The following is a 19,358-nucleotide window of genomic DNA, read 5'->3' as shown; positions in this document are numbered from 1 at the left end:
CCTAACGATTAAAACGACGAAACTCAGCCGGGGTTTGACGCATGGGTTTGTCTGGGTTCCAGATGCCTATACCCATGATTCTCGCCCATTGTTGAGCGCGTTCTAGACGTTGGTCGTATTTGTGATTAGGCGATCGCTCTACAAACAAAGCATACCCTTGTTTGATCACTTGTTCATTTAACAACTGGTTATCTTTCCACAGGTAGGCTAAAGTCCGCCCCATTTTGTCTTGCGCTGCCATATCCAACTCCAACCTCACCGGTTGTGTGAAATCACCCACTAACTTTGTTAACAATTCCTTAGATTCTTCCCCCCAAGGATACTGGCGCAAGTCTGGCGCATCTAAACCAATTAAGCGTACCTGAGAAATCATATTGGCTTGTTGAGCCATCCCCACCACTTCCAAACTCTGCCCACTCACCACCCGCGCCACCCTCACCTCTACCTGATTAGCGACTGATGAATTTTTAGCTTGACAACTCACCAGCAGCAATAAACAAGCTATCAGCGCGATTTTTGACAGCCAGATGCGGAGGGATTGGGGATTGGGGATTGGGGATTGGGGATTGGGAATCAGGTAAAAGTTTTTCTCATCCGCTCCCCTGCTCACGGCAGTTCGCTCAAGTCGGGAAACCCGCCCACGCGGCTGCCTCCCCTCCTCCCTCATCTCCCTCATCTCCCTCATCTCCCTCATCCACCTCATCTTCCTCACCCTCATTTAATCTTCATCTAACGGTAAACCCGCTTTCACTCGTCCTTTAGCGAAGTAGCGTCCGAATTGCAGTTCATAAACTTCATCTTCGTCTTGGGTTTCTACTTCCAAGTCAGAACGAGCATAACTGACGCACAACAAAGCATAACCTTGGCGGCGCAATTCTAGGGATAATCCTACGGCTTCCGGTTGGTAGATTTCCCCGGATACCACCCGCACAGCGCAAGTAGTACAAGCTCCATTCCGACAGGAAAATGGCAATTCTACTCCTTGCTGTTCGGCGGTGTGGAGGATGTAGCGGTCATCGGGTACTTGTAGGGTATACTCTTTGCCAGTGGCGCGATCGCGTACTTTAATCGTGTATGTGTCGGACATCTTGCTATGGTTTTGGGACGTTCAGAAGAAAATTTCAAAAATATCTTCTTTTATCTTTGCATTTTTTAGAATTTTATATTATCATGATAAATCGTGACACCTGGAGAGGTGGCCGAGTGGTTGAAGGCGCAGCACTGGAAATGCTGTTTGGGGGCAACTTCAACGAGGGTTCGAATCCCTCCCTCTCCGTTCAATTCTCAGTCTGTAATATCGCAAATTCAAGGGTTTCAGATTTAGTTTACTAAATTTGCAACCCTGAAATAATTTGTACATTTGACACTCTCCGCCCTAAAAGTGCGGAGATTCTTGGGCTGAATCCTGCCTCCACCAACGATGTTGATTTTGGTCTTACAGTTTCATGTCTAGTCCGAAACATATCTCTCGATATACCCCACTTAAGGACTACTCCCCAAGCGTAAATTTGGGTATGCCCTACCCTATTTAATTGCTTTTCGACCTTACAGTTTGGACTTATTTTTACACCATTGACTGTTAGGCATTTTGAGATCACGGAGTAGGACGTTTTACCTGTTTCCTCATCGTTCTCACGGTCTACAACCTACTGCTAGTATACCAGAAAGCCGTCGTAGAACGACGGGGTTTTCAACCCAAATTTTCGATAAATAAATAGTCGATAAATTCTGCTAAAATCTCATAAAAAGCAATACGGTTCAGTTATTTTGAAAGAAATTCTGTAGCTATTTGCTGTAGTTTTTGGCGATTAATTTTACCTTGGGCGTTGCGAGGTAAATTAGTCTGAGGAATCCAATATTTAGGAATTTTAAACTTACTGATTTGATTGTAGAGTGCGTTTTTAATTTCTCCAGCAGTAATATCTGAGTTTCTGGGAATATAAACGGCTGTTAATGCTTGTCCCCAATCTTGATGTTTTATCCCAATCACACACACATCAGTAACCATACCAGTGTTACGGATAGCTGCTTCTACTTCTGCTGGATAAATATTTTCTCCGCCTGAGATGATTTTATCACTGTTGCGTCCGACAATGTTTAAATAACCTTGCTCATCGATAAAACCTAAATCATCTACTGCAAAATCATGTTGATGATTCCAGATGTGAGGATAGTAACCGAGGGCTAAAGATTTAGCTTGAATGGTGATGTTACCTATTTGATTTGCTTGTAAAACTTGCCCTTGGGAATTACAAATTTTAACTTGAGCGTGGGGCAGAATTTGACCACTGCCTGTTTTATGATTTAAGAAATCCTCTGGTTTGAGTGTGGCAATTTGGGAAGCAGTTTCAGTCATTCCATAGGTTGGTGCTAACCTGATACCGTGAAATCTGGCTTTTTCTAGTAATTCCTCCCAAGCTGGCGCACCGCCTAAAAGTACAGTTTTAAATTGTGCTAGCCATGCAGTTAATTCGGGATTTTGTAAGAGACGTTGTAATTGTGTTGGTACTAAAGATATAAAAAATTCTTGCGGTTTAATTTGGTATTTTTGACCTAATTCTATTGATTTAAATGGTAGGATTACTAATTTACCACCAGTAGTAAAAGAACGGATAAATTGCATTAAACCACTGACATGATATAAGGGTAAAACACAAAATGAATTTACTTGTTTTAACTGAAAGTATTCTGTAAATCCTGCCACTGATGCGGTGAGTGTTTCCCAAGTGTGCATGGTAAATTTAATTTCTCCCGATGAACCACCAGTAGGAATCATAATCAGGGGAAATGAGGGGGATGAGGGGGATGAGGGAGAATAACTTTTACCCAGTTCCCAGTACCCAGTTCCCAGTACCCAGTCCCCAGTACCCAATCCCCAAATAATATCAGGTTTAACTAAATTAAATACCTGATTTAATTCCTGTTCTCCCCAGTCGGGGTTACACAGAAAAACGTTGCAATTAGCTGCACAAGCGGCGATAAATCCTGCTAAAAATTTGACTGGTTCTCGTTCGGCTAGGATAATTTTTGGGGGTTGATTTTGCTGTGCTAATTGGGTGAGTTGTGCATATAAACTTGTAGTTATTTGCTGAAATTCTTGGCTGTTATAACCAATTAACCAATCATGGTGATTCAGGTGATGTAAATAAACTTTGCAGCCAGGTTTCATCTTGTTCTTGGGTAAAAAAGTGATTGATGCCAAAACCAACGGCGCGATTGTGGTGAGATAATTCTTCTGCTAGTTGGAGTGCGGCTTGTCTGGCGATCGCAGTTTCAAAGACTGATGAAAATACAGCGTCTATTTCATTCTCTTGACAAAATCGCCGCAGTCGTGAAGGATAGCCAGCTATAGCAGGTTTAATCACAAAAATTCCTCGCCAACCTTGTTCATAACACGCAGCTAATTGCTTGAGGGTGGCGACAGATTCATCTAAGGCGATCGCAGTTGCATAACTCTGACTCAACTCCAACATCTTGGGAAACTCTGCCACAGATAGCGGCTGTTCAATAAACTCAATTTGGCAAGTTAATTGTTGATTTTTTGACAAATTATCACAGGTTTGTAGCCATAACTGAGCTTCTTCATAGTTAAGTCCACCGTTAGCATCTAAGCGCAATTTGGCGGAAGCTGGTAAAGCTTGCGTCAATAAATCAAAAACTTTGAGTTCTTGGGCGATATCATCAACGCCAATTTTCCATTTAAACGTGTTGTAACCCTGTTGTCTGAGAGTTTGCCATTGACTCAATGCTGCTTCCCCGGCTGGAAGTAACGCGCTGTATTGGGTATGGGACATTGGCAGGGGTGCAGGGGAGATTTTTTCCCACAAACTCTTTAGTTTTGAATTTTGAATTTTGAATTTTGAATTGATTAGTCCCTCCAATGCTGACTCAAAGGCAAATTGACAAGCGGGTAAATTATCGGGGATGGAATAAATGGTTTCGGCGGTGATTTGTTGGGGGAGTTGGTGACAAAAATCTAAAGCCTGTGGGAGAGTTTCAGAACCGAACCAACTAATGGGGGCGATTTCTCCCCAGCCAACTTTACCTGTAGCGTCACACAGCCGCAAAATAATGGCTTCGCGGGTTTCCCAGACACCGTGACTGGTGACAAGCGATCGCGCAAATTTTCTAGCTATGGGACGAAATTCAAATTGGTAAAGCATGGGATTGGGGATTGGGGATTGGGGATTGGGTAAAAGTTATTCTCCCTCATCTCCCTCATCTCCCTTAAAGGGCTGCGATCGCAAATCCTACGCCTAGTAACAAGCAACTCCAAAAATGCACGGCTACGGCGATGAATTTACAATTACTGACTTTTTCTGGTTGATTGTGATTTTGCTGGACGTGGCGACATAATTTGAAGGCGTAGGGCAGACTTAAGCAACTTAACAGCGTCCACAGAGGGAAAATGCCCAAGAGTACAAATAGCAAGGTTAAGGGATAAATGCTAGCTGTCAACCAAGTTAGAACTTTTGCGCCTGTGGCTGTGCCTAAGCGGACGATAGGCGATCGCTTGCCGGCGGCGATGTCATCTTTAACTTGATGAAAGTGAGAGCAAAATAATATTAAACTGGTGACAATGCCGACAATCACCGAGGCTGCTAGACTGGTGTTTGACCAAGTTTTGGTTTGACTGTAGTATGCGGCGGTGATGCCTAAAGGCCCAAAGGCAAAAAAGCAAAGAATTTCACCTAAACCTTGGTATCCTAAACGGAAGGGAGGCCCTTGGTACATATAGCCCAAAGCGCAGCATAACAGAATGATTCCGATAATGGTGGGGTCTTGTTGCCAGATGGCGATCGCTAATATTCCCGACAACCCCGCCATTAAACACAAATTTCCTAACCAAAATATTAAATTTTTTTTACCTGTTAAATTCACCAGTGAATGGTGTTTATTGACATCTATACCTGTTTCGGAATCAAATACATCATTACTAATATTTTCCCAAGCCAAAATTAAAATTGCGGCAGCTATAAAAGTAGAAAATATCCCTACATTCACAAATTTATTTTCTGCAAATGCTACAGATGTACCCACCCAAATCGGCATAATCGCAACGCTGTACATCGGCGGTTTAATTGCCGCCATCCATAATTTACTCTCAAAAGGATAAACTTGCTTTGTAGTCATCACTCGTGATTAATTAAAGTGTGAGAAACTTATTTTAAATTGCGTTTTTAATGTTTTGATAACACCCTTATAATACTCAGGTAGGAAACACTTTTGTTTTAACCGTAACGATTTAACCTCCTCATGACAACTTTTACGCTTTTTATTTCTAACCGCAGCTTTAACTTGACTTGTCAGGGTTTGGGAACAAGACCAATAAGGCTAACCATACTCTGGTGAAATGGTGACTGAATATGTTACCTGTAGAAATACGACCATGTTTAATTACACTTTTGGAAGATTTCTTAAAAAAAATTTACTATTTATAGATCCATGACAGTTTCACCATGTCGTAGTCACTTCTTCATAGCACACAAAGAGCTATACCAATTTTTGTTAGCTGTTCAGGAAAACTGCCTGAAAAACGATTGTAGGCAAATTGTCAGCGTTTCCCTGGAAATTGACTTAATTGATCCGTTGATAGTATTAGATAAATTAGCGCAAGCAAATGCAATAAATTTTTACTTTGAGAATCGTGGCAAAGGTGAGGCGATCGCAGCCATCGACGCAGTAACAAAAATCCAGTTTAATGGTAAAGAACGCTTTGCTCAGGCTGAATATTTTATCAAATCTAACCTAAAAAATATCATAAACTTTGGTATTACTAACGAAGCATTTACTGGGGCGCACTTTTTTTGTTACTTCAGCTTTTTTGATCAACATAACCAAGCTGATTATCCCTTCCCCTCAGCAACAGTTTTTCTACCACGTTGGCAAATATCTCTAAAAGATGAAAAATGTATATTGGTAATGAATACAGTAATTCATGCCAATGTCAATATTCAAAAAGTAATCGAAAATCTCAGCAACAAAATAGATGAAATTAATTCTGTAAAACCTGACTCGCCCAATCTTGATTATTTCCCCGCTATCTTCACGAAAAAATCTGTTGTTAATCCAGGGCAATTTAAACAATCAGTCATATCAGCCTTAGAAAAAATAAATTCTAGCCATCTAAGGAAAATTGTCTTGGCAGATGTCCTAGATGTCAATTCCCATCAGAACTTTAACTTATTCAACTCCTTAAATAATCTCCGCAGAATTCATCCAAACTGCTATATTTTTTCTACCAGTAACGGCAGAGGACAAAACTTTATTGGTGCGAGTCCAGAGAGACTAATTAGTATACACAATCAACAGTTAATTACTGATGCTTTAGCTGGTTCTGCACCCAGAGGTAAAACACCTGCGGAAGACGCAGCAAACGCCAACCGTTTACTCAACAGCGAAAAAGAAAGACATGAACATTTATTAGTCATGGACTTCATTACCCAACGCCTCACCCAACTAGGAATATTACCCCAAGTTTTAGCACCGCGACTGAGACAATTATCTAACATTCAGCACCTATGGACACCAATTCAAGCCATAGTTCCAGCTAACGTCCATCCATTACAGATTGTCGCCCAACTGCATCCTACACCAGCCGTAGCCGGTGCAGCAAGAGACGTAGCCTGTGAAGAAATTCGACGTTACGAAAACTTTGAGAGAGGGTTGTATGCTGCGCCTTTAGGCTGGGTAGACTCGCAAGGAAATTGTGAGTTTATCGTCGGTATACGTTCAGCCTTAATCGATGGCGATCGCGCTAGACTATATGCTGGTGCTGGTATCGTCGCCGGTTCTGATCCTGAAAAAGAATTTGCCGAAATTCAACTCAAACTTCAAGCATTACTCAAAGCCTTAGTTTAAACGCAGAGGTACGCAAAGTTCCTTCTCCGCGTTCCTTTGCGTTTACCTCCGCGCCCCTTTGCGTTTAAAATTCTTCCAAATCCCGATGAGTAAAGGCTTTAGCATTAGCCCCGGTATAGGTAGCAACAATATCACCATTACCAGTCAACTGATATTTATATGTTACCAAACCTTCTAAACCAACAGGGCCACGGGGCGGCATTTGTTGGGTACTAATTCCGACTTCTGCACCGAAACCGTAGCGGAAACCATCAGCAAAACGGGTAGAACAATTATGAAAAACTCCGGCGGAATTGACTAAGCCAAAAAATGTTTCTACTGCTGTTAAATCTTCTGTGACAATGCCATCAGTATGACGTGAACCATATTCATTGATGTGAGCGATCGCCTCTTCCAAAGAGTCTACAATTTTCACGGCCAAAATCAAATCACTGTATTCGGTTTCCCAATCTATAGCAGTGGCAGCAGCGATATTAGGTAATATTTTTAAAGTAGGTTCATCGCCTCTTAATTGTACATCAACTGCTTGTAAAGCTGCCGCTAGTTTTGGCAAAAATTCCGCCGCAATTGCTTGGTGAACTAGCAAAGTTTCAATAGCATTACAAGCAGCACAATATTGTACTTTAGCATCAACAGTAATATTGATAGCTTTGGTAATATCAGCAGCTTGATCTAAATAAAGATGACAAATTCCATCAGCATGACCTAATACCGGAATGCGGGTATTTTCTTGAACAAACCGCACAAAAGAATTAGAACCTCTGGGAATAATTAAATCTACATATTTATCTAACTTTAAAAGTTCTATGGTTTCTTCTCTAGTTGTTAGTAACTGTACAACGTCAGGACTGACAGCAGTTTGAGATAAACCCTGTTTAATTGCTTTGACTATGGCTTCACAAGAACGGACTGCTTCTTTACCACATTTGAGAATTACGCCATTCCCTGATTTAATCGCCAAGGAGACGATTTGAATCGCTGCTTCGGGACGGGCTTCAAATATAATGCCTAGTACGCCTAAAGGGCAAGTAATGCGTTTGAGAACCAAGCCTGTATCAAGTTCGCGGTGAATTTGGACTTGTCCTACAGGATCGGCTAGCTTACCGACATCTCGCACCCCAGCGATCGCATCTCTTAATTTATGTTCATCTAACTGCAAGCGTTTGTACAGAGGTTTGGCAATTCCTGCCGCCGTAGCCGCTTCACAATCAGCAATATTAGCTTGTAGAATTTCATCCTGTGCTGATTCTAAAGCTTCAGCGATGGCGGCGATCGCTTGATTTTTCACTTCAGTAGACAGCAGTGCCAATTTACTTGCAGCTTGGCGGGTTTGTTGGGCGATATGAGTCAGGGAAGAAGCAACTTCTAGAGTAGTCATGATTAAACAGAATTGTTACCTGTAGCACAAAACTTTAGCTTTTCCCCATCCTATCAACCTTATGGGATAGCTAACATTGATAAATTCGTAATTAGCACTGTTAATTAAAAACTACAAATGGCTTTAGTGATTGCTGGGGAACGTAGTGGGGTAGGTAAGACAACAGTTACGCTGACATTATTAGCATCTTTATGTCGGCGTGGTGCTGTGGTGCAGTCTTTCAAGGTGGGGCCAGATTATATTGACCCGATGTTTCACACCTATGTTACAGGTCGCCCGTGTCGCAATTTAGACCCAGTATTAACTTCAGAAGCTTATGTTCAGCAGTGTTTTGCTCGTCATCACCGAAACAGCGAATATGCTTTGGTAGAGGGGGTGATGGGGTTGTTTGATGGAGTCAAGGAGACTGGGAAGCAGGGGAGGGAAAATACACATTCAGCACTCAGCACTGATTTTGCGAGTACAGCGCACATTGCGCGACTGTTAGATTTACCTGTGGTGTTGGTGATTGATTGTAGCCGCTTGTCTGGTTCAGTGGCGGCGATCGCTCACGGTTATTGTGCTTTTGACCCTAGAATTAAAATTGGTGGTTTAGTGTTAAATCGCGTAGGAAGCGATCGCCATCTTTCCCTACTCAAAGACTCTCTCAAACCTCTAGATTTACCCATTCTCGGTGTACTACGTCGTCAAGATAACATCACAATTCCCGACCGCCATTTAGGTTTAATCCCCACCGCCGAACTCCCAGAATTGGATGCTGTGATGACTCGCCTCGCCGATTTAGGTGATAATTGCTTCGATTGGCATAATTTATTACCTCTGTTAAAAACAGAAGACAAAGTAGAAATTTCTCCCTCATCTCCCTCATCTCCCTCATCCCTCAAGATTGCCGTAGCACGCGATCGCGCCTTTAATTTTTACTATCAAGATAATCTCGATATACTGCAAAATTTAGGGGCAGAGTTAGTCTTTTGGAGTCCTTTAGCAGATGCAGAACTACCCCAAGGTGTGCAAGGAATGTATTTCGGTGGTGGTTTTCCAGAAGTATTTGCTCAAGAATTAGCAGCTAACACCCAAGCCCGTGATAGTGTCAAACAAGCAATTATTGCCGGAATGCCCACCATTGCTGAGTGTGGTGGGTTAATGTATTTGTGTGAGCAAATCGTTGATTTTGAGGGCAAATCTTGGCCGATGGTGGGAATATTACCCACATCTGCGGCGATGGATAAAAAGCTGACTTTAGGCTATCGTCGGGCTGTAGCTTTGCAAGATAATCTATTAGTCAATGCCGGAACAAATATTTATGGACATGAGTTCCATCGTTCTCATGTAATATCAAATTCTCAGCAGCCTTTGTTTACAACTTATCGCTACGACGTTGAGGAAAATTTGGGGTTTGAGGGTTGGTGTTTACCAATAAATGTTCATGCTTCTTATATTCATCTGCACTGGGGGAACAGTGTAGAAATTCCCCAGCGTTTTCTTGAACAATGTAGAGGTTGGTAAAAATCTTGAATATTACCGACTTGAAGCTGTGACGTTGATATTTTCGTTCAATTGGCGAATCAGACGCGATAACTCACGAATGATGTTAACTGCTATATCGGGAGTTTCTTCAATCGCATCATACAATTGTTGTTGAGTTAGTTCTAAAAATTCACAGGGTTCTAAAGTTGTGACAGAAGCAGACCGGGGTTGTGTATCAAATACTGCCATTTCACCGAAGTATTTACCCTGGTCTACTACTGCCAGTTGTTTATCGCCAATATGCACTTTTACCCTACCTGAAACAACTATATACAGCGATCGCCCTTCTTCCCCTTGTCTAAAAATCGTGTGATTGGCTGAAAAATGTAACTCGTGCATTACTGAAGCCAACCGCACAATAAAATCGTCCCGCAATTCCCGAAATATTGGGACTCGCCGCACAAATAATAATCGATCAACACTACTGAGCATAATTTATAACTTTAAATTTAAGATTAAAAATCAGCAAATTCCCGCTTGTGTTAACTATGGGGCGAGGTAATGATAAATGGTTTTGGCAAATCCTTGAGGGTGAGAAGCTGTTAACCATTAGGTAGATGCAAGAATCACGCTATTGGTATAAAAGTATAACTGGCAATTGCTAGCCTGTATCATTTACAGATTGATGTGATTACGTCCAATGATTGCCAAATGAATTCATAATATATAAGAGACTACTAGGTTCGCCGCCAAAGCATGATTTGGAAATGGTTCTTACGACTCTCAATAGCATTCCTGGGGCTGTTCCTGTTTGGGGATTTGAGTTCCCGTTTAGGTGCAGAAATTTTCTGGTTTCAGGAAGTCGGCTATTTACCAGTATTTTTAGTCAGGCTGGTGACTCGTGGTGGTTTATGGGTAGTCGCCACCGCTATCACTGCTACTTATTTACTGGGAAATTTGGCTTGGGCGCACCGCCTCAAGTATCCCCATTCCTTAAAAATTGAGGAAGTTAAACAGGAGGAAGGCGGACTTAGTAGCGAACTTAAAAAACTGTTGAGTCCTCAGTCTACTCCACGTCGTCCACCCCGCAAGCTAGAGGAGCAACGCTTAAAACCGCTAAGACTGCGGTTGTTACTACCTTTAGTTTTAGTATTAAGTTTGTTAGTAGGGTTATTGCTGGCTCACTACGGTCATATTGCCCTTTCTTATTGGTATCCAGCCCTGAATAAGAATAATCTCCCTATTCTCGCCCCATTCCGTCTAGAGACAATTTGGCAGGTGGGAGAACAAATTATTTATCAATTGTCTTATCTGGGCTTGGTTATCGGGGCAGCGATCGCCATTTTATTTTATGCTCAATTTGTATTGCCAGCGATCGCGATCATCCTCAGCCTAGTATTCGGTACGATTATGTTCCAGAACTGGGCTAAAGTGCTGCAATACTTCCACCCCACACCCTTCAACAGCACTGAGCCTTTATTTGGACTCGATATCAGCTTTTATGTATTTTCTCTCCCCTTCTGGGAATTACTCGAACTGTGGCTGATGGGGATGTTTTTGTATGGCTTTGCCGCCGTCGCCCTCACCTATCTGTTATCCGCCGACAGTCTCAGTCAGGGAATTTTCCCCGGTTTGACATCGCAACAGCAGCGTCATTTATACGCGATGGGTGGCTTATTAATGCTGTTGATATCCTTCAGTTATTGGCTGAGTCGCTACGAACTGGTTTATTCTGCCCGTGGGGTGAGTTATGGAGCTAGCTATACAGATGTTCATGCTCAGTTACCAGCTTACAATGCCTTGTGTGTTTTGGCATTGGCGATCGCCACTTATTTAATTTGGCGAACCATCTTTTGGCGACCTGGATCTAGATATCGCCGCTTTGTCATTTACGGATTAGGTTTATATTTATCTTTGGTGGTGGTAGCTGGTCATGTCGTACCTGCCGTAGTGCAATCTTTAATTGTCCAGCCCAACGAATTACAACGGGAACAACTATACATTCAGCGCACAATTGCCCTAACTAGACAAGCATTTGATTTAGAAGCCATCAACGCCGAAGCTTTTAATCCCCAAGGTACACTCACGGAAGCTGATATTAGAGAAAATGACCTGACAATTCGTAATATTCGTCTTTGGGATCAGCGACCCCTCTTAGAAACCAACCGCCAACTACAACAATTCAGACCATATTATCGCTTCCCCGATGCCGATATTGACCGCTACACCATAGAAACGGAAGTCAAAGCACGCCGACCAGCCGCCCCCCGTTCCTTACCCATCCCAGACCAAGAGATCAACGAAGCCACAGAAAGGCGACAGGTACTAATTGCCGCCAGGGAACTAGACTACAGTGCAGTACCCCAACAGGCTCAGACATGGGTCAACCAACATTTAATTTATACTCACGGCTACGGGTTTACTATGAGTCCCGTGAATACAGTCGGGCCGGGAGGATTACCAGAATATTTCGTTAAAGATATTGCTGGTAGTGATGACAATCCTCTGAACACTGCTAATGAAGCCATTCGAGATAGCATACCCATTGGGCAACCCCGGATTTATTACGGTGAAATTACTAATACTTATGTAATGACTGGCACAAGAGTCAGAGAATTAGATTATCCCAGTGGTAGCGATAACGCTTATAACACCTACGATGGTTTGGGTGGTGTGCGGATTGGTGCGCCGTGGCGACGGTTGTTATTTGCCACATATTTAAAAGATTGGCAAATGTTATTTACAAGGGACTTTTTACCAGATACTAAAGTATTATTCCGCCGCAATGTCAAGCAAAGAATTCAGGCGATCGCACCTTTTTTAAAATTTGACAGTGACCCCTATTTAGTCAGTGCTGAAGCCAGTCCAGAATTTCCCGGTAAAGATAACTATTTATACTGGATTGTAGACGCTTACACGACTAGCGATCGCTATCCCTACTCCGACCCAGGTAAAGAAGGCATTAATTACATCCGTAACTCAGTCAAAATCGTGATTGATGCTTACAACGGCACAGTAAAATTTTACATCGCTGACCCTAGAGATCCGATCATTGCCACTTGGTCAGCCATATTTCCTGACGTTTTCCAACCCCTGAGTCAAATGCCGGTGACTCTGCGCCGCCATATCCGCTATCCGGTAGACTACTTCTCAATTCAATCAGAACGGTTGATGATTTACCACATGACAGATCCCCTGGTATTTTACAACCGGGAAGACCTGTGGCAAATCCCCAAAGAAATTTATGGCAGTGAATCTCGTTTGCTCAAGCCTTATTATTTAATTACCAGCCTACCGACTGTCCCCTTTGAAGAATTTATCCTACTTTTACCCTACACACCCAAACAACGGACTAATTTAGTCGCCTGGTTAGCCGCCCGTTCCGATGGTGAAAACTACGGTAAATTATTACTGTATGTCTTCCCCAAAGAACGCCTAGTATACGGGCCAGAACAAATCGAAGCCAGAATCAACCAAGACCCAGTAATTTCACAACAAATATCATTGTGGAATCGTCAAGGTTCCAGAGCAATTCAAGGGAATTTATTAATTATTCCCATAGAACAATCTCTGCTGTATGTTGAACCAATTTACCTAGAAGCCACCCAAAACAGTCTACCAACCTTAGTCCGAGTAGTAGTAGCCTACGAAAACCGGATTGTGATGACACAAACCCTAGAACAAGCCTTACAAGCCATCTTCCAACCAGAAGTAACACCAGCACCCGCAATTATTCGACCTTTTGAAGAAACCACACCACCCGATTAAAACATTCTGCTACCTTGCACCTCCGCGCTCCTGGAGCGTTTACCTCCGCGCGACGGCAGTCGCTACAAGTCGGCACAGCCGCCCAACGCGCCGCCTCTCCTCTGCGTTTAAAAATTAAATCAAACAAAAGCTAATTAATCAACAACCGCAACACCGACACCATTCTTAATTAAATGACCATCTTCCATGTAAATAATCCGGTCAGCAATATCTAAAATCCGGTTATCATGAGTAACAAGCAAAATTGTACAACCTTGTTCCTTAGCTAGCTTCTGCATTAATTTCACCACATCACGCCCCGATTGTTTATCTAGTGCGGCGGTGGGTTCATCGGCTAAAACTATTTTAGGCTGACTAACCAAAGCACGGGCGATCGCTACCCGTTGTTTTTGTCCACCTGATAAGTTATCTGGATAGTAATCTAAACGATTTCCTAACCCCACTGCTGTCAACATTTCTGCTGCACGAGTCAACATTTCCTGCGGTGAAATGTTTGGTTGCACTTCTAAACCCATCCGCACATTTTGCAATGCTGTTAAACTGCCATGTAAATTATGCGCCTGAAAAATATAACCGTGATTACGTCGTGCTTGAGTTAGCTGTTCACTACTAGCACCACAGAGTTCTTTACCTAATACGCGCAAACTACCAGACTGCACAGAACGCAAACCCCCGACTAAAGTCAACAGGGTTGTTTTCCCAGAACCCGAAGGCCCTGTCATAATCACAATTTCCCCGGCGTTAATTTCCAGGTTAATATTAAATAAAACCTGCTTTTTCAGTTGACCAGTACCAAAATAATGGTCTAAATTTTCAATAGCAATCACAGGCTCAGAATTATAAAAGTTGTACATTGTGAATTTTGAATTTTGAATTGTTCAAAACATATCCGCCGGGTCAGCCGCTTGTAATTTCTGAGTGGCGATCGCTCCCGAAATTGTACACATAATTATAGTCAGCGATAAAACCATGATGGCTCTAGCGGTGGTCATGTATATCGGTAAATTTGTCGCGTTTGCGGCTAACTGATAAAGTCCCAAGGGTACAATAAAACCAGGGATAAAACCCAAAACTGCTAAAATAATTGCTTCTTCAAAAATCACTCCTAACAGGTAAGAATTACGATAACCCATTGCTTTAAATGTGGCGTATTCTCGGATATGGGCATTCACATCTGTTGATAAAACTTGATAGACAATAATCACACCCACAGTCAAATCTACGGTATAATATACATGGTTGACAACCCACCCGACCGTATTGAACAGACAGGCTAACTTCAAAGTAGGTGTACGAACCTTGCCGCAGATAAATCGGTAGATCGGGGAATCTGAAAACCTAGCTGGTTGACCATTGTCGTAAATCCAAGGCGAGTAAGACCAAAAGCAATCAAACTGTCCCAGGAAGTGGGATGGCGGCGCGGGTTCTTCCTGGAGAAGATAAAGGTAGCAATACCAGAAACGCTGTGTAAGACCAATCTGTACTTGTGCAAGGAGGCAATGGCGAATGAGACGCGAAGCCGCAACTATAGCGTCAGCTTAGTTGGGGTACTTCACATAAGCCACCAATGGTAATAGTACGTCTATCAACTTCGGTAGTGACAACTTGACCCGCATCGATTTGCTGAAAAACTTGTTGATATTCTCCCCTAGCACCACGATCAAATAGAAATGTTTCTGGTAGTTTAATTTTATCTAGCTGACTGTTCACCCCTGCAATGTTCAGTGCTGGTTGCTCAGGATTAAATCCTATGGCTTGTACTGTAGTCTTGCGGCGAGTTTGGGGATTTTTCCAAGTAATTAAACCAACATACAAGGGTGTGGCTGATTTTACACCCGGTACATCAGACGCTTGTAGCAGTCTTCGCCGGGAGAATGTAGCCAAATTTTGCATATTCCGGCTTTGGGGACTAATTAAAATGATATCTCCCAGAAAAGCACGGTTGAGGCGGGTGTTACTGTCATACAAGGCGTTTTGAAAACCTAACTGCATGAAAATTAACACATCAGCAAAGGCGATACCTGCTAAAGCTACTAGCAAGCGACTTTTTTGATGGCTGAGTTGCAACCATCCTAAAGGGGTGCGCCGTTGTAGTTCTTGAACTAATCCCATCATAGTTGAATCACCGCCTTGACTTGCAAATTAGTAAACTTGGCAGCTTTTTGGCTAGAAATTTCATCTAGTTGTACGTGAACTTCTACAACTCTGGCATCAATATTTTCACTAGGGTCAGTGTTAATAATGTTCTGTCGTTGTACTTTCCAGCCAATCCAATCTACTGTTCCTTGTAGTTGTCCAGGGAGTGAATTACTTGATATTTGCACCTGTTGACCTGGACGGATTTTGTTAACATCGCTTTGGTAAACTTCCACGACTGCATACATTTGGTGAGTTTGCCCAATTTCGACGATGCCGTTGTTAGATACTACTTCACCTGCACGAGTATGAATGTCAAATATTACACCATCTTGGGGAGCTTTGACATAAGTTTGCGCTAAATTGGCTTTGGCTTGTTTGGCTGCGGCTATGGTACGCCTAACTTCTGCTTTGGCGGCGGCTATATCTACAGGACGCACTTCCGCTATTTTATCTAAGGTGGCGGTGGCTGCACTCACTTGTTTGACACCAGTGGCGTTAATTCTAGCTAAGGCTGTTTTGGCTTCGCTAATTTGCTTGCTTCCAGTGCTATCAATGCGTTATAAGTTTGCCTTAGCTTCGTCTAACTGCTGGGTAATGGTATCTACACTCAATCTTTTGCTGTCGAAAGCAGACTGAGAAATTGCCCCGTCAGTGTAAAGTTGTTGATAGCGTTGAAATTCAATTTGAGCGTTTTTCAGTTGTGCTGCTAATCTGTTAATTGTGGCTTGTTGGGCGGCTGTTTCACCTTGCCATTGTGCTTCTAACCTAGCGACTGTTTGCTGTTGCTCTCTTTGATTACCTAATGTTTGGGCTTGTAAGCGAGCAATTTCGGCTTCTTGGGCGGCTATTTCCCCAGATTTTGCGCCAGCTTGCACTTTTTCTAGGTTGATCTGGGCAACTTTTACAGCTTCTAGGGCTTCTTGGTAAGCTGCTTCTAGGCGATCGCGATTATCTAAAATTGCGATTACCTGTCCAGCTTTTACCCTGTCCCCTTCTTTTAGCAACAATTGCTCTACTCGACTCCCCTGACTCGATGAAGGTGCAGATAGATTGATTACCGTTCCTTTGGGTTCTAGTCTTCCCAATGCTGTCACCGTCGTCACTTGCGGTATGCTGACTGGGGTGATATCAGCAGACTGCGCTGTAGTTTGCCTCAATTCCCAAACCTTGAAGCTGGCGATCGCTAAACTTGTCATTGCTGCCAATATTAGTATCGGGCGTTGACACTCTCCGCCCTAAAAGTGCGGAGATTCTTGGGCTGAATCCTGCCTCCACCAACGATGTTGATTTTGGTCTTACAGTTTCATGTCTAGTCCGAAACATATCTCTCGATATACCCCACTTAAGGACTACTCCCCAAGCGTAAATTTGGGTATGCCCTACCCTATTTAATTGCTTTTCGACCTTACAGTTTGGACTTATTTTTACACCATTGACTGTTAGGCATTTTGAGATCACGGAGTAGGACGTTTTACCTGTTTCCTCATCGTTCTCACGGTCTACAACCTACTGCTAGTATACCAGAAAGCCGTCGTAGAACGACGGGGTTTTCAACCCAAATTTTCGATAACTAGGCTTAAAGAAGACAGAACCTTTATCTGCTACATCGCGCATCATCAGCCCCCCTTTTGCTTAGAATGCTAAATAAACTAATTAGTTTATTTACTCTGGTACTAAACTAAACCGTTCATTACAATAATGTCAAGAGTCTTCTGGAAAATTAAATTAAAGACGCGATTTCCGTCTAATGTGGTTTATCTAGGCAAAAAATTAACATGAGAAACAAGAAGATACAGACAGAAGACAGAATGCTATCAGCCGAAAAGGTAGACGCAATTATTGCAGGTGCAATGCAAGAATTTTTACAGCATGGCTATGCGGCGACGACAATGGATAAAGTCACAGCAGCCGCAGGTGTTTCTAAAACAACCGTCTACAGCTACTTTCAAGATAAAGAGGGATTGTTTACCGTTTTAATTGAACGCCTAGCAAAAGAGAAATATCTAGCAGTGCAGAATCCCGAATTTTTGCAAGGGGAACCACAGATAGTTTTGCGCCGGCTAGCACACCATATTTTGGATCAAGTGCATCAAGAACAAGAGTTGTTAAGCTTGGTGAGGCTAATTATTGGGGAGTCTGGAAGGTTTCCTTCCTTAGCGCGAATTTTCGTCAGTAATATAGATAAGCCTGGGTTAGAACTGGTAAGTGAATATTTTACAGAACATCCAGAATTGCAATTACCCGACCCGCAAGTAGCAGCACGTATTTTTATTGGGACATTAATTCACTTCACGATTATTCAAAGTATGCTGCATGGTGAGGATATCATTCCAATGGAGCGCGATCGCCTGATTGATCAGCTAGTCAACTTAATGACTATTAATCTGGCCACAGATACATCTAATCAACAGTATTCTAGTAATAGCAGCAAATCATCCCGACGCAAACGTACATCTTCCGGTAAGTTCCAGACTGACTATGCTAATGAACCCAAGCAGTTAAGGTCTATGAGATTAACAGACACAGCCTGGGAAAATTTAGCCCAATTAGCAGCCAAACATAATTTAACTCGTTCGGAAGCCATTGAAATCTTTGCTCGTCAAGGCTTTCTATCCCATCAGGACGCAGAAAGTTAGTTCTGTATATATATGGAAAAATCAAAAAACTTATTTTTATGTAGAATATTATGTATATACATGGATGAAATAAATTAAGTCTCCTCTCTATCCCAATCCCCAATCCCCAATCCCCAGTCCCCAATCCCCAATCCCTCACCTATTCCTCAAAATCCTGACTAATCAATTCCCGCCCGGCTTTTTCAGCCGCGTGGAGAGTGTAATAGAGTTTTCGCTGTCCAAAGACAGCACCACCTACCGTTAAGACGCGGAATTGCCAACAGTCGTCTGCTTGGAAAACCAATAATGTCAAACCCTGAATACCAACAAGCAGGTGTATTTTGACTTGGTTATCTGTCATTATTCAGCAGCCATACACTATTAATGATGAGATTACTTATTATCGCAAAGCCAACCAGCATTGACGACTGTACGGGCAATGAGTGTTAAATTACTTTTAACTCCTAATTGTTCAATGTTTTGAGACTTGAGGCGTAATCTTGCGTCAGGTGCTTCTAAACCTGGAATTCAGCCGTAAATATAGCGACAATTTCACAAAACTGGTACTGTGGATTCTCAAGCATACTACTGTGCATAGAAAAAGTAGCTGTTGAGTTTATGACAATTACCATCGCACTCAATTCCGAATCTGTTAATAGCCTGGACTTATCACCAGTCAATACAGTAATTCATCGACTGCTACAAGAGGGGGCGATCGCTACCCAAGAACAGCAGTTACAGTTTAATATCGACTATGCCCTAGAACCAGGTGATCCTCGCGAATTGTCAGAAATTCCTGAGTTACGACTGTGGTTTGTACGGTTGGATGCCAAATATCCCTGGTTTCCCTTTTTACTAGACTGGAAAGCCGGGGAACTGGCTCGTTACACCGCTATGCTAGTACCCCATCAATTTAGTGTTAAAGAGGGGATTCAGTATAATCCCGAAGCTTTAGAAATCTTTTTGATGCACAAGATTTTTATTTTGAGTGAGTGGTTAAAACAGCAGAACATCCCCTGGCAAGCCCGACTGAAGTCAATGGCGCAGATACTGGGTTATGAATTAGACGATGCCCTGTTTGAGATATTTTGAGGGGACTGGGGAAAAATCAATTCAAAATGCAAAATTCA

Annotated in this window: 14 protein-coding genes, 1 tRNA gene and 2 pseudogenes; 6 read left to right on the top strand and 11 right to left on the bottom strand. The window is 42.6% G+C overall.

What is annotated here, in order from left to right:
- Position 1 precedes the first annotated feature (1 nt).
- Both A3775_RS18035 and A3775_RS18030 read right to left on the bottom strand, forming a co-directional pair.
- On the bottom strand, positions 2-553 hold the full coding sequence (locus A3775_RS18035) for a thermonuclease family protein (protein WP_066426160.1): 552 nt from the start codon (positions 551-553) through the stop codon (positions 2-4).
- Positions 554-718: 165 nt separating this feature from the next.
- Positions 719-1,087 carry a 2Fe-2S iron-sulfur cluster-binding protein gene (locus tag A3775_RS18030; RefSeq protein ID WP_066380497.1) on the bottom strand — a complete coding sequence of 123 codons (369 nt, stop codon included), beginning with the start codon at positions 1,085-1,087 and terminating at the stop codon, positions 719-721.
- Positions 1,088-1,189: 102 nt separating this feature from the next.
- Here A3775_RS18030 and A3775_RS18025 point away from each other — a divergent pair.
- A tRNA-Ser gene (locus A3775_RS18025) sits at positions 1,190-1,276 on the top strand.
- 486 nt (positions 1,277-1,762) lie between these two features.
- Here A3775_RS18025 and A3775_RS18020 read toward each other — a convergent pair.
- The 3 genes from A3775_RS18020 to menA form a co-directional block, all read right to left on the bottom strand.
- The gene (locus A3775_RS18020) at positions 1,763-3,169 is read right to left on the bottom strand and encodes a 2-succinylbenzoate--CoA ligase (RefSeq protein ID WP_066426111.1); all 1,407 of its coding nucleotides are present in this window, start codon (positions 3,167-3,169) and stop codon (positions 1,763-1,765) included.
- A complete protein-coding gene (locus A3775_RS18015; RefSeq protein ID WP_066426110.1) occupies positions 3,123-4,163 on the bottom strand; it encodes an o-succinylbenzoate synthase in 1,041 nt (346 codons plus the stop codon). Before A3775_RS18015 ends, A3775_RS18020 begins: the two co-directional genes overlap by 47 nt.
- Positions 4,164-4,227: 64 nt before the next feature.
- Positions 4,228-5,133, bottom strand: coding sequence for a 2-carboxy-1,4-naphthoquinone phytyltransferase (menA, locus tag A3775_RS18010; RefSeq protein WP_066426108.1), 906 nt, complete (start codon positions 5,131-5,133; stop codon positions 4,228-4,230).
- Between the two features lie 312 nt (positions 5,134-5,445).
- Between menA and A3775_RS18005 the strand changes: the two genes are divergently transcribed.
- Positions 5,446-6,861, top strand: a complete 1,416-nt coding sequence (locus A3775_RS18005; RefSeq protein ID WP_066380506.1) for an isochorismate synthase MenF — start codon at positions 5,446-5,448, stop codon at positions 6,859-6,861.
- Positions 6,862-6,925: 64 nt separating this feature from the next.
- On the opposite strand, the gene A3775_RS18000 is transcribed toward A3775_RS18005, so the two are convergent.
- A complete protein-coding gene (locus A3775_RS18000; RefSeq protein WP_066426106.1) occupies positions 6,926-8,239 on the bottom strand; it encodes a glutamate-5-semialdehyde dehydrogenase in 1,314 nt (437 codons plus the stop codon).
- Positions 8,240-8,356: 117 nt separating this feature from the next.
- On the opposite strand from A3775_RS18000, the gene A3775_RS17995 reads away from it, so the two are divergent.
- The gene (locus A3775_RS17995; protein WP_066380511.1) at positions 8,357-9,745 is read left to right on the top strand and encodes a cobyrinate a,c-diamide synthase; all 1,389 of its coding nucleotides are present in this window, start codon (positions 8,357-8,359) and stop codon (positions 9,743-9,745) included.
- Positions 9,746-9,757: 12 nt separating this feature from the next.
- Here the strand turns inward: A3775_RS17995 and A3775_RS17990 are convergent, their stop codons facing one another.
- Positions 9,758-10,198 (bottom strand): cyclic nucleotide-binding domain-containing protein, encoded by a 441-nt coding sequence (locus A3775_RS17990; protein ID WP_066380513.1) that lies wholly within the window; start codon positions 10,196-10,198, stop codon positions 9,758-9,760.
- Between the two features lie 264 nt (positions 10,199-10,462).
- Between A3775_RS17990 and A3775_RS17985 the strand changes: the two genes are divergently transcribed.
- Positions 10,463-13,474: a UPF0182 family protein gene (locus A3775_RS17985; protein WP_082803780.1), complete on the top strand. Its 3,012-nt coding sequence runs from the start codon at positions 10,463-10,465 to the stop codon at positions 13,472-13,474.
- Positions 13,475-13,608: 134 nt separating this feature from the next.
- Here the strand turns inward: A3775_RS17985 and A3775_RS17980 are convergent, their stop codons facing one another.
- From A3775_RS17980 to A3775_RS17965, 3 genes and pseudogenes are all read right to left on the bottom strand, one after another.
- Positions 13,609-14,328 carry a DevA family ABC transporter ATP-binding protein gene (locus A3775_RS17980; RefSeq protein ID WP_066426104.1) on the bottom strand — a complete coding sequence of 240 codons (720 nt, stop codon included), beginning with the start codon at positions 14,326-14,328 and terminating at the stop codon, positions 13,609-13,611.
- Between the two features lie 24 nt (positions 14,329-14,352).
- Positions 14,353-15,589 (bottom strand): annotated as a pseudogene (locus A3775_RS25420) (FtsX-like permease family protein).
- Positions 15,586-16,827 (bottom strand): annotated as a pseudogene (locus A3775_RS17965) (ABC exporter membrane fusion protein). The pseudogenes A3775_RS25420 and A3775_RS17965 overlap by 4 nt, the downstream one beginning before the upstream one ends.
- 561 nt (positions 16,828-17,388) lie before the next feature.
- On the opposite strand from A3775_RS17965, the gene A3775_RS17960 reads away from it, so the two are divergent.
- Positions 17,389-18,249, top strand: a complete 861-nt coding sequence (locus A3775_RS17960; RefSeq protein WP_066426102.1) for a TetR/AcrR family transcriptional regulator — start codon at positions 17,389-17,391, stop codon at positions 18,247-18,249.
- 139 nt (positions 18,250-18,388) lie between these two features.
- Here the strand turns inward: A3775_RS17960 and A3775_RS17955 are convergent, their stop codons facing one another.
- Complete coding sequence (locus tag A3775_RS17955) at positions 18,389-18,589, bottom strand: hypothetical protein (protein WP_066380521.1); 201 nt, start codon at positions 18,587-18,589, stop codon at positions 18,389-18,391.
- A gap of 257 nt (positions 18,590-18,846) precedes the next feature.
- On the opposite strand from A3775_RS17955, the gene A3775_RS17950 reads away from it, so the two are divergent.
- Positions 18,847-19,320 carry a CRR6 family NdhI maturation factor gene (locus tag A3775_RS17950; protein WP_066426100.1) on the top strand — a complete coding sequence of 158 codons (474 nt, stop codon included), beginning with the start codon at positions 18,847-18,849 and terminating at the stop codon, positions 19,318-19,320.
- Positions 19,321-19,358: the final 38 nt, after the last annotated feature.

This window comes from Anabaena sp. 4-3 (genome assembly GCF_001597745.1).
GTDB lineage: Bacteria > Cyanobacteriota > Cyanobacteriia > Cyanobacteriales > Nostocaceae > Trichormus.
This window is presented reverse-complemented; position numbering and strand designations above follow the sequence as displayed.

Excerpts from the sequence above, each read along its gene's own strand:
- A3775_RS18030 (WP_066380497.1), bottom strand. The coding sequence starts at position 1,087 with ATGTCCGACACATACACGATTAAAGTACGCGATCGCGCCACTGGCAAA.
- A3775_RS18020 (WP_066426111.1), bottom strand. The coding sequence starts at position 3,169 with ATGAAACCTGGCTGCAAAGTTTATTTACATCACCTGAATCACCATGAT.
- A3775_RS18015 (WP_066426110.1), bottom strand. The coding sequence starts at position 4,163 with ATGCTTTACCAATTTGAATTTCGTCCCATAGCTAGAAAATTTGCGCGA.
- menA (WP_066426108.1), bottom strand. The coding sequence starts at position 5,133 with ATGACTACAAAGCAAGTTTATCCTTTTGAGAGTAAATTATGGATGGCG.
- A3775_RS18005 (WP_066380506.1), top strand. The coding sequence starts at position 5,446 with ATGACAGTTTCACCATGTCGTAGTCACTTCTTCATAGCACACAAAGAG.
- A3775_RS18000 (WP_066426106.1), bottom strand. The coding sequence starts at position 8,239 with ATGACTACTCTAGAAGTTGCTTCTTCCCTGACTCATATCGCCCAACAA.
- A3775_RS17995 (WP_066380511.1), top strand. The coding sequence starts at position 8,357 with ATGGCTTTAGTGATTGCTGGGGAACGTAGTGGGGTAGGTAAGACAACA.
- A3775_RS17990 (WP_066380513.1), bottom strand. The coding sequence starts at position 10,198 with ATGCTCAGTAGTGTTGATCGATTATTATTTGTGCGGCGAGTCCCAATA.
- A3775_RS17985 (WP_082803780.1), top strand. The coding sequence starts at position 10,463 with ATGATTTGGAAATGGTTCTTACGACTCTCAATAGCATTCCTGGGGCTG.
- A3775_RS17980 (WP_066426104.1), bottom strand. The coding sequence starts at position 14,328 with ATGTACAACTTTTATAATTCTGAGCCTGTGATTGCTATTGAAAATTTA.
- A3775_RS17960 (WP_066426102.1), top strand. The coding sequence starts at position 17,389 with ATGAGAAACAAGAAGATACAGACAGAAGACAGAATGCTATCAGCCGAA.
- A3775_RS17955 (WP_066380521.1), bottom strand. The coding sequence starts at position 18,589 with ATGACAGATAACCAAGTCAAAATACACCTGCTTGTTGGTATTCAGGGT.
- A3775_RS17950 (WP_066426100.1), top strand. The coding sequence starts at position 18,847 with ATGACAATTACCATCGCACTCAATTCCGAATCTGTTAATAGCCTGGAC.